6 protein-coding genes are annotated in these 7,744 nt (G+C 69.0%); 4 read left to right on the forward strand and 2 right to left on the reverse strand.

Annotated features, from left to right (window positions below):
- Positions 1-358: 358 nt before the first annotated feature.
- Positions 359-676: a hypothetical protein gene (locus tag ABZ807_RS32740; RefSeq protein WP_357166869.1), complete on the reverse strand. Its 318-nt coding sequence runs from the start codon at positions 674-676 to the stop codon at positions 359-361.
- A 631-nt stretch (positions 677-1,307) separates the two neighbouring features.
- Between ABZ807_RS32740 and ABZ807_RS32745 the strand changes: the two genes are divergently transcribed.
- On the forward strand, positions 1,308-2,798 hold the full coding sequence (locus ABZ807_RS32745) for a glycerophosphodiester phosphodiesterase family protein (protein ID WP_357166872.1): 1,491 nt from the start codon (positions 1,308-1,310) through the stop codon (positions 2,796-2,798).
- 795 nt (positions 2,799-3,593) lie between these two features.
- Here the strand turns inward: ABZ807_RS32745 and ABZ807_RS32750 are convergent.
- The gene (locus ABZ807_RS32750; protein ID WP_357166875.1) at positions 3,594-3,986 is read right to left on the reverse strand and encodes a MerR family transcriptional regulator; all 393 of its coding nucleotides are present in this window, start codon (positions 3,984-3,986) and stop codon (positions 3,594-3,596) included.
- A 49-nt stretch (positions 3,987-4,035) separates the two neighbouring features.
- Here ABZ807_RS32750 and ABZ807_RS32755 point away from each other — a divergent pair, with 49 nt between their 5' ends.
- The 3 genes from ABZ807_RS32755 (at position 4,036) to ABZ807_RS32765 (ending at position 7,512) form a co-directional block, all read left to right on the forward strand.
- Positions 4,036-5,334 (forward strand): MFS transporter, encoded by a 1,299-nt coding sequence (locus tag ABZ807_RS32755; protein ID WP_357166878.1) that lies wholly within the window; start codon positions 4,036-4,038, stop codon positions 5,332-5,334.
- Positions 5,267-5,713, forward strand: coding sequence for a zinc-binding dehydrogenase (locus ABZ807_RS32760; protein ID WP_357166881.1), 447 nt, complete (start codon positions 5,267-5,269; stop codon positions 5,711-5,713). Before ABZ807_RS32755 ends, ABZ807_RS32760 begins: the two co-directional genes overlap by 68 nt.
- A 428-nt stretch (positions 5,714-6,141) precedes the next feature.
- Positions 6,142-7,512, forward strand: coding sequence for a serine hydrolase domain-containing protein (locus ABZ807_RS32765; protein WP_357166884.1), 1,371 nt, complete (start codon positions 6,142-6,144; stop codon positions 7,510-7,512).
- The last annotated feature ends 232 nt before the right edge of the window (positions 7,513-7,744 follow it).

The raw sequence follows: 7,744 nt of genomic DNA on the forward strand, positions 1-7,744 counted from the left end.
GTACTTCGCAGGCTCGGTCGGCGGGGCACCGTTGAATGTCATGCGTCAGTACATCGAGCAGCAGAACCGCCCGGCTTAAGGCACTGCTCGGGCCTCGGCGGCCCTCCCAGCGCGGGCCTTCACCCCCGCCCTGAAGGGCGGAGCACTGGCCCGCATCCCGGTAGCGAGCGCTTCGCGGCAGATCTTGACGCCAAGATCGTTGTTGAGGACCGTTGCCGTCCGGCCGGCGGCACACGTACCGACGTGGATCGCCCGCCTGTCGGTGACGGCCTATCGCGAGTTGGCCGACCCCGTGGACGTGGACATCAAGCTGAGCGCCAACCCGTCGGCGTAGTGACGCCGGCCGGGGTGGCGCGACTCAGGCGAGGCTGGCCACGGCCCGCCACGTGGACCGGTCATTGGGCAGGCGTAGCCGCGAAAACGTCCCGTCCCAGGCCTGGGCGCCTCGCGATGCGAGGTAGCGGTCCCGGGGTGCCAACGGCCGGAAGTCACGCTCCCAGGCGGGATCGTGTCGGGCGACCGCCGCGGCGAGTCGGCGCTGCGCGGGCGTGGCCGCTAACGGCGACGGCAGGCCATCCGGGAAGACCGCGCGCAGGTATGGCTCGCACAGCGCGGCCTCCGTCCGATGCTCCTCGCCGACGTCGAGGTACGTCACGCCGTACGGCACCGTCCGCATCAACCGTCACCAGCACCGGGGACAGCGCCAACAGCTCGCCCTCCAGAAGCAGATAGGCGGACTCCTCCCGGGGACGCAACTCCGGTTGCAGCGCGTGCCGCGCGGTGTGAAGGGCGACCCGCAGGCTGCACATCGCGGCCTGGCGCGAGGCGCCCGGCCGGCACACCTCCATCACCTGCTCGCGGTGCATGCAGTGTCCGGGCGCCACCACGAGCAGCTTGACGAAGGTCTGCGCCCCTGGCCTGCGCCAGCGCTGCAGCACCGAAACTCCGTCGCGCTCGGCACGAAAGCCGCCCAACAACCGTATCCGCAGTGGTGGAGCCGGATCGGCGATCACGGGGGCACTTTAATTGCCGTCCACCGACCTGACCAGGGATCTTCCGGCGGCGGGTTCAGGAACGCAACTGATCCATACCGTCGTCCGGCCGAGGGCCGAACTCGGCGGGTGTCGCGCTCTCCCCGTTGACGGCCCCGGACGTGGCGGAGTGTCAGGCAACTCCTGAGGCACCCGCGGCGCCAGGGACGCCGGCCCGTGGCCGGCTGTCGGAGCGGCCGACCTTCACCGGATCGTCAAGCGGAGTCAACGCCCGGTACGCCCAGCGCAGCTGGTCCGGCCCTAGGTTCGGCGATCATGAACCTATCCCCCATCAACCACGCCGTACGCGTCGCAACCGCGCTCTCCCTTGTCGCTGCCGGCGCTGTCGCCGGAGCAGTGCTCACGACCGGCCGGCAGGCACCGGCGGCCCTCGCCGTCGCAGCCGGTGGCGTAGGTACTCCGCCCCCGGCGCACCTCTACGGCGGGCCGGGTAAGGGTGGCGGTACGCCGGCCGAGCGCGCCTACCATGACATCCTCGACCACGGTCCGAACGCCAAGATCCTCACCGCCGCGCATCGCGGCCAGTGGCGCGAGGCCCCGGAGAACTCCCTGCCCGCGATCGCCGCTGCCTTCGAGGACGGCGCCGAGATCGCTGAAATCGACGTACGGCTGACCAAGGACGCTGTCCCCGTGCTCATGCACGACACCACCGTCGACCGCACGACGAACGGAACCGGCGCGGTCGCCGACCTCACTCTCACCCAGGTCAAGGCGCTCCGCCTGAAGCAAGGCCTCGGCGGCGCACAGGCGGCGGTCACCGACGAGCAGGTCCCCACCCTCGCCGAGGCGATGGAGGTCGCGAAGACGCGTGGCCTCGTCAATCTCGACAAGGGCTGGCCGTTCCGCGAGGAGATCTGGAAGGCGCTCGTCGAAACCGGGACAGTCCACAACGGGCTCTACAAGAGCGCTGCGCCGGTGGCGGAGGTCCAACGGTTCCTCGCCGGCCACGAGGGCGCGCTCTACATGCACATGATCGGCGACGGCAATCTCACCGACGTCGCGGCGTTCGGCGCCGAGCAGCCGGTCGGCTACGAGGTCAACTTCGACAGCCAGTACGACGTCGTAGCGCGCAAGCCGTTCCTCGACCGGCTGGCAGCGAACAGCAGGGTCTGGCTGAACTCGATGTGGAACGGTCTGGCGGACCGCTTCACCGACGAGGCCTCGCTCGACGATCCCCGTCGGGGCTGGGAGGGGCTGGTCACCAGCTTCAACGCCACCGTCATCCAGACCGACGACGTCGAGAAGCTCGAGCGCTGGCTGCAGACCGGCGACGGCGACCCGGTGCCGAAGGGTAGCGTCCGGGTTCAGGCCGAGGACTTCCTTCCGGGCGAGGGCGTGGGCTACCACGACCTCGACGCCGGCAACCGCGGCGGGCTGCCGATGCGCCCCGGCGAGGACGTGGACATCAGTGACGCCGACGGCAACGTACGGGTCTCGTGGATGCGTGGTGGCGAGTGGCTGACCTACGACATCGAGATGCCTCGCAGCGGCAGGTACGCCGTATCGGCACGGGTATCCTCGCCGTACTCCCCGGCCGGCACGTACACGCTGTCGTTCGACGGAGGCCCCGAGAGCGAGCGGGTGGCCGTTCTGAACACCACGAGCCACAACAAGCAGGTGCTCCAGCCCAGTGGCGTCGTCCAGGAACTCGCAGCCGGTCACCACACCGTGCGGGTGAGCCTGCCGGCGGACGCCTACCAGAACTGGAACCTCGACTACCTTCAGCTCGACCTGGTGCGCCCCTGAGGCGACGGGCGCCGCGCGGAGGGCGGTGGCGAAGAACGACCAGCCCGCCCTCCGCCGGCGTCGGCCGGCCTCCGACCTGAGGAGCGACGACGAGGCGCCTCGCCCTGGTGGCCGCCGCGGCCGGCCCCGTTGCCGTATGCGGGAATCGGAGGGCGGGCGAGCTGCCCGGTATCGCCGCCCGGCGGCCAGCCGACCACCCGGACGACAGTGGCAGCAGGTCATCTTCTGTTGCGGTGGACCGATCCGCAACCCGACACCCCGCCTGTATCCCGTGCGCTGATCACGGCCGGTCGTTCAATGTTCGCCCGCCGCTACGCCCGGGCGTACCGTGACCGCGCGCCACAGCGGCTACGGCAGCCGGCCTCCTGGCCGTGGTGCACACTGCCGCTCGCCTCGCCGAGGGCATCGAGGTCAAACAGGACACCCTCATCGGCCTCCTCGACCGAGCCCACCAACAGCCCGAGCGGTGAACAGCCGCGGGACGCGCCCCCAGCACTGACGCCGCCCGCCATCCGGATCTACCTCGCGGCGCTCGCTACACAGCGCTACAGCACGTGGTGCGGCCGACGCCCGGATCTGCCGATGTGAGTGCGCCGACCTGAGAGATCGCGGACCGCACTGGTGATGGTGCGGTTACGGACTGCTGCCGCGTCGCTCGGCACTTGGATCTCGGTCGCCGCCCTGCGAGCATGACAGCGACGACGACCTGCTCAACGACGAGGCGATCGCCCCCTCGGACCGTACCGCCGATCGACGGCTGAGCCGGGTCTGGGCCTGTTCGGGCGGTCGGGCGGCTCAGGTGGCCGTTGGATCGTGGCTGACCCGGGTGGCGCGGAGTCGTCGCAGGTGCTGCTGTACGGCGTTCCGGCTGAGGCTCAGGCACTTGACCTGGCTATCGAGCCGGGCAAATTCGGCGGCGAACAGTGCGACCAGGTCGTCGTCTCCGTCGTCTGTCTCGTCCCCGTCCACCGGGTTCGGCTGCAGGTCGTGGAGCAGCGGCAGGATCAGTCTGGTTGGCAGTCCTGATCTGACCAGGCTGCTCACCAGCGTTGCCTGTTCGACGTCCGCCTCCTGGTAGTGCCGGTAGCCGCTCGGTGCGCGCTGCGGTGTCAGCAGCCCCCGCTCCTCGTAGTACCGCAGCATCCGGATCGGAATCTGGGTACGCCTGGACAGCTCGCCAATCCGCATAAACCGCTCCTTGACTCTCACATGAATGTGAGACTTTACGGTACTGGCCATGACCCCTCAACCCTCCGGGCCCACAGCAGAAGCGCTGCCCCGGCTGCCCTGGCGAGTACTACTTCTCCTGTCCGGCGCGGCCTTCGCCACCGTCACCACCGAACTGCTGCCCGCGAGCCTGCTGCTACAGCTCAGCGACGACCTCGACATCACGCCCTCGACCGCCGGCGGACTGGTCGGGGCCTGGGCGTTGACGATCGCCGTCGCCAGCGTCCCGCTGACCCGGCTGACCGCACGGGTACCGCGCCGGCGGCTCTTACCCGTCATCCTGCTGCTGCTCGCCCTGGCGACCACCGGCACCGCGCTCGCCCCCTCGTACGGATGGGCGCTCACCAGCCGGATCACCGCCGCCGCCGCGCACGGCCTCTTCTGGTCCCTGCTCGTGCCGACGGTGGCCACGCTCGTCCCGCCGGCGCGGATCGGCCGGGCGGTCTCGGTAGTGCTGGCCGGGCCCGCAATGGCCAGCATCGTCGGCATTCCGCTCGGCGCCACCGCCGGCGCCGCGCTCGGCTGGCGGGTCTCCTTCGCCGCGCTGGCGGCGCTGCTCGCACTGGCGGCCCTAGGCATCCGTACCCTGCCGCTGTCGGACGCGCCCCAGCAGGCCCTACGGCAGGAAGGCCGCGATCCAGCACTATGGACCGTGCTCGGTGTCGCGCTGGCCGGAGGTCTCGTCCTCACCGGCCATTTCCTGCTCTACACCTACATCGCGCCGCTGCTCCAACAGTTCGGCGGATACGACATCGCCACCAGCGGCACACTGCTGTTCGCCTTCGGCGTGGCCGGGGTGGCCGGAACCGCCGGGGCCGGAGCGCTCTCTGACCGGTTCCCACGGCAGGCGCTAGGCTGGGTCAGTGCCGCCTTCGCCGGTAGTGCCGCCTCACTGCTACTACTCGATCTCCATCTCGCCGTGGCAGTCGTAGTGATCGCCGGCTGGGGTGTACTCATCGGGTTGCTGCCACCGGTATTCCAGACGCACCTGCTGCGGATCGCCTCCCCGGGTCGGGAAGCCACCTCCGGGGCGATCGGCATCACCGTGCTCAACCTCGGGATCGCCGGCGGGGCGACGCTCGGCGGGCCGGTACTCGACAACTGGCAGGCCGGTGCCCTACCCGCCGTCGCGGCCATCGCCATCGCCACCGCCACCATCTGGCTCGTGGTCAACGGCCTCCGGGGCCAACGCACCGCCGGTGGTGCCGGAGCCGAGCACGCCGCCGACGCTGTCCCGGACGGTGAAGACCCCGGAAGCGCAGCGGCGCCGGATCGCAGCGCCGTCGAAGCCGGCGGGGTGCGGTCGTGACGGCCGCCGTACCAGGGAGCGCGGCCGACGCCGCCACACCCGCCCCCTCGTCGGCGGCGAGTACGGACGACGCTCCCTCGAATGCCTCCGCCCTGGCGGCCTCCTGCTCGGCGCTGCACTGGACCCAGGCGTGACCGAGGAGGACGCCGACCGACGGGGCCGGCCGTACCGCTGGCTGGGCGGGACGCGGATGGCCCAGCCCCTCGACGTGGTACGTGACCTCGTTGACGCGAAACAGCTCAAGGTCCACGTGGAGCGGACCTATCCACTGTCCGAACTGCCCGCCGCGCATGCCCGCGCCGAAACCGGCCGGGTTACCGGGAAGCTCGTCATCACAATCGACGACGAGCCGGCGGTCGGCTGGCCGACGCCGCCGTAGTTCGGCTCCCGGGCGGTGCCGCTACGGCCCGGCCCCCAGCTTTCGCACACCGAACACAACTTCGCACAGCCCCCGCAGGGCCAGGTAGCCCCGGCGCATTACTGCGCCGGGGCCGCCAGTCACTCCAAGATCAGGTGCGCTGATCTGCCGCGAGTCGCGCGGTTGGCGCCTCGCGATCATGTCAAGCTTGATGCGTGACGCGATGCCCTGGCTCGTTGGCTACCCACTGTGAACGCGGGGCGGCTGGAGACAGCTGGCCCATCCGCTTCTGTCGAATTCATAATCCGGGCACGGCAGGTGTGCGGACCTCTATTTCGTCAGCGACTGGCCTGAGTGATGCCGCTGCTGTCGGCCGCCGCCACACCGCATACATAGAGATTCTTCGATCAATTTGATCCATCGGGTACGTGTGGTCGAGAATCGACGCCGTGGAAGACGTGGATTTCTCTCAGGACTGGGTCCCATTGCTGGGCCAACTTGACCGGCATGTGTCTTCCGGGCGGCTTTCGCCGGACACGGCGGCGCTGTCCGATCTGATGAGCATCTATCAGGTGCCGGGGGTCAGCATCGCCGTCGGGCACGTGAGCGGGCGGGTGTGGGCGGCGGGGTATGGCGTCACGGGTGGCGAGACGTCGACGCCGGTGACCGCCGGCACCGCGTTTGCGGCCTGTTCGATCAGCAAGCACGTCGCCGCGTTCGGCGCATTGCTACTGGTCCAGGACGGTGTCCTGAATCTGGACACCGACATCGGCGAATACCTCACCTCGTGGCAACTACTCGACCGCGAGGGTCAGCAACCGGGAGTTACGTTACGACAATTGCTGGCGCACACGGCGGGCTTGTCCGACACCTGGTACCGCGGCTATGCCGCAGATCGCGCCCCGTCGCTGTTGCAGGTCCTGGAAGGCAGCGGCCCGACGACTACTCCACCGGTTCGGTCGACCCTGTTGCCGGGTAGCCGTTTCCGGTACTCGGGCAGCCACTACTCCGTGCTCCAGCAGCTGATGGTGGACGCGACCGGAACCCCGTTCGAGGACCTCATGCAAACTCTGGTGCTGGAACCGGTGGCCATGGCCGACAGCAGCTTCGACCAGCAGTATCCGCACCAGCGACCGCATCTGGTGGCTCGTGGCCATCACGGTGGCGGCACCGGGATTCCCGGCGGTTGGCGAGTGCAACCGGAGACGGCCGCAGGTGGACTGTGGAGCACCCCGACCGACCTGCTCCGGCTCGACCTCGAGATCGCCCGGGCGGCCTCGGGAGACTCGAAGCTGCTCGACCGCGACCTGGCCACCCAGATGTGGACACCGCAGATTCCGGGCGGCATCTACGGGCTCGGCACTGAGGTCGACGACCGCGCCGGGCGCCGGCGTTTCGGACACACCGGGTTGAACGTTGGCTATACCTGCTTTTCCTACGTGTGGCCCGACAGCGGCACGGCGGTCGCTGCGATGACTAACTCTGAGGATGGATGGGAGCTGCTGGCCAGCATCCGCGCCGCCGCGGACCGTCGGTACGCCACCAGCATCACAGCCGCGCCGCTTAGTGACGTGACGGGCCGCTACGTCTTACACGACGACTACCCGATCGACATCGCGGTCACCAACGGCCAACTGACCTTCTCCGCCGCTGCCCAGCAACCGGTCGTACTAATGGCAGACCCAGACGGTCGCTACCTACACCCAGGACTCGATCTGGAAGTCCGGTTCCTACAGACCAACGACCAGCCTTACATCCTGGAACTGCGGCAGGAAGGAGTCACGCAAACCGCAACACCATCAACCAAGCAACCAGAATAGCTGCGTATTCACCTCTGAGCTTGCGTCGGCCGACGATGTGCTGACCTCTGTTCGTATACGAGTCGCGGATCAACCTCGATCCGTTGCGCTGCCAAGCGTGACTGCTGCGAGGCCTTACTGTAATGCACCCTGCGGAACACGGCCCCGGCGTTGTTCCGGCTTGAGGCGTTCTGTCCAGGTTAAGGACCGGACGGGGCTGGAGTTGTGGGACGAGCGCGGCTTCTGATGATCT

It is taken from the genome of Micromonospora sp. NPDC047548, from assembly GCF_040642975.1.
GTDB lineage: Bacteria > Actinomycetota > Actinomycetes > Mycobacteriales > Micromonosporaceae > Micromonospora.